Source organism: Micromonospora sp. M51, assembly GCF_018070305.1.
GTDB lineage: Bacteria > Actinomycetota > Actinomycetes > Mycobacteriales > Micromonosporaceae > Micromonospora > Micromonospora parva.
Genome location: NZ_JAGPXZ010000823.1, coordinates 1 through 2539 on the forward strand (window position 1 = coordinate 1; position 2539 = coordinate 2539).

At 70.8% G+C, this 2539-nt stretch carries 2 protein-coding genes and 1 pseudogene; 1 reads left to right on the plus strand and 2 read right to left on the minus strand.

Annotated features, from left to right (window positions below; translation table 11 throughout):
• Together KBX53_RS29325 and ligD are read right to left on the minus strand one after the other, a co-directional pair.
• Positions 1 to 382: pseudogene (locus KBX53_RS29325) on the minus strand (ATP-dependent DNA ligase); the annotation flags it as partial.
• A complete protein-coding gene (gene ligD, locus KBX53_RS29330; protein WP_210862853.1) occupies positions 372 to 1313 on the minus strand; it encodes a non-homologous end-joining DNA ligase in 942 nt (313 codons plus the stop codon). The pseudogene KBX53_RS29325 and the gene ligD, both read right to left, overlap by 11 nt.
• Positions 1314 to 1398: 85 nt before the next feature.
• Here ligD and KBX53_RS29335 point away from each other — a divergent pair, with 85 nt between their 5' ends.
• Positions 1399 to 2442, plus strand: coding sequence for a Ku protein (locus KBX53_RS29335; protein ID WP_210862856.1), 1044 nt, complete (start codon positions 1399 to 1401; stop codon positions 2440 to 2442).
• Positions 2443 to 2539: the final 97 nt, after the last annotated feature.

A 2539-nucleotide genomic window follows, 5' to 3' on the forward strand; every position in this document is an offset into this window, starting at 1 on the left:
CCTTCCACTGCGGCGTGTGCAGCTCCAACGCGGCCAGGTTCGCCAGCCAGACCAGGGTGGGCAGGTCGTCGGCGACCACGTAGTCGATGGTTTCCCGGCCCTTCGTCGACCCGGGGGCGGGCAGGTTTTCCACCCGCACCCAGTCCGGGGTCGCGGCCGGTGTGTTCTTCTCGAAGAACGACTTGTCGTCCACGCCGTTGGGGAAGCGGATCCGGGTGACCGGTCGGTCCCGCAGGTGCGGCAGGAGCACCGGGGAGATCCGGGTGTAGTAGTCGATCACCTCACCCTTGGTGAACCCGGCCGCCGGGTAGAGCACCTTGTCCAGATTGGACAGCTCCAGCGAGCGGCCCTCGACGTCCACCCGTAGCCGCTCAGCCGGCATCGTCGACCTCCTCCGGAGGCTTGTCCGGGCGCAACCGCAGCACCCGGGGGAAGCGCAGCCGGCCGTCGGGGGTGCGCTGGCCGTACTTCACCTCCACCACCACCCGGGGTTCTACCCAGATGGCGCCCCGGGCATCCTCGCGCGGCACACCCGCGGCGAACGGTGACACGCCGGAGCGCAGCGGCTCCAGTTCGGCGAGGAGCTGCCGCTCGATGGCGGCACCGATCCCACCACCGACACGGCCCCGGTAGATCAGCCGGCCGTCCGGGCCGGGCACCCCCACCAGCAGCCCACCGATCCGGCGCGCGCCCGGTCGCCAACCGCCGATGACGAAGTCGCCGGTCACCTCCAGCTTGACCTTCACCCAGTCCGGCGAGCGCACCCCCGGGCGGTAGACGGCACCGACGCGCTTGGCCATCACCCCCTCCAGGCCGTGCTCACCGGCCGCCTCGTAGGTGGCCGGCCCGTCGGCGAACATCGGCGGCACCGCCCACCGGGGGCCGCCGAGGGCGAGCGCGTCCAGCGCCTCCCGGCGGCGCTCGTACGGCCAACCGGTCAGGTCGTCGCCGTTCAGCCGCAGCAGGTCGAAGATCATGTAGGTCACCGGCATGACCGCTGCCAACCGGGCCGCCTTGTTCCGGTCCCGGACGTGCATCCGCTCGGCCAGCGCGGTGAACGACGGCTGCCCACCCTGCCCGAGCAGCACCACCTCGCCGTCGAGCAGGGCGTCGTCGACCTGCTCGGGCAGGGTGGCCAGCTCCGGGTACGCGGCGGTGATCTCCACGCCGGAGCGGGCATACAGGTGCTGGTCGCCGCCGGAGATGTCGGCGAGCGCGCGGACGCCGTCCCACTTGAACTCGTACGCCCAGCCGTCACCCGCCGGGAGCGGCCCGGTCATCGCGAGCATCGGCTTGAGCGGCGCGCCGGGCACGACCCGACTGTAGTAGCAGGCCGAACACCTCGCGTCCGGTTCTTTCGGATGCGAGCATGGTCGATACCGGGGAAGGGAGCGCAGGATGCGTGCCATCTGGAAGGGAGCCGTGTCGTTCGGGCTCGTCTCGATCGGGGTGAAGCTCTACTCCGCCACCGAGGAGAAGGACATTCGGTTCCACCAGGTGCACCGCGAGGACGGCGGTCGCATCCGCTACAAGCGCACCTGCTCGGTCTGCGGCGAGGAGGTCACCTACGACGACATCGCCAAGGGCTACGACATCGGCGGCGGCGAGATGGTGATCCTCACCGACGAGGACTTCGCTGACCTGCCGCTGACCAGCTCCCGCGCCATCGACGTGCTGGAGTTCGTCCCGGCCGAACAGGTCGACCCGATCCTCTACAACAAGGCGTACTTCCTGGAGCCGGAGGGCGCGGCCACCAAGCCGTACGTGCTGCTACGCGACGCGCTGATCGACTCGGAGCGGGTGGCCATCGTCAAGGTGGCGCTGCGCCAGCGGGAACAGCTGGCCACGCTGCGGGTCCGCGAGGGTGTGCTGCTGCTCAACACCATGCTCTGGCCCGACGAGATCCGTACCCCGGACTTCGGTTTCCTCGACGAGGACCTGAAGGTGCGCCCGCCGGAGCTGGCCATGGCCAGCTCCCTGATCGACTCGATGACCGGCGAGTTCGAGCCGGACGTCTTCACCGACGACTACCGGGCCGCGTTGCAGGAGGTCATCGACGCCAAGGTGGAGGGTCGCGAGGTCGTTCAGCCGGAGGAGGTCGAGGAGGCCCCGGCCGCGGCGGTGGACCTGATGGCCGCGTTGAAGGCGTCGGTGGAGCGCGCCAAGGCGGCTCGCGGCGAGCAGCCCGCCCGCGCGGGTGGCGGTGCTGGCGAGCCGACGCCCATCTCGTCGGCCCGGTCCGCGCAGAAGGCAGCGGAGAAGAAGGCGGCCAAGGCGCCCGCGAAGAAGACCGCGGCGAAGAAGACGGCCGAGAAGAAGGCGGCCGAGCCGGCGAAGAAGACCGCCGCGAAGAAGACGGCCGCGAAGAAGACCGCCGCGAAGAAGGCGGAGCCGGCGAAGAAGACCGCCGCGCGCAAGACCGCATCCCGCAAGAGCGCCTGACCGTACGGCCCCGACGGCGGTGTCCGTCGGGCCGGGTACGCTCCGCCGGCCGCTGGCGACCGGAGGAGCCCCCATGCCGTACACCCCTGATCTGGAC

Bases quoted from the DNA above. Each gene is read 5' to 3' on its own strand.
- KBX53_RS29335 (WP_210862856.1), top strand. From the start codon at position 1,399: ATGCGTGCCATCTGGAAGGGAGCCGTGTCGTTCGGGCTCGTCTCGATC.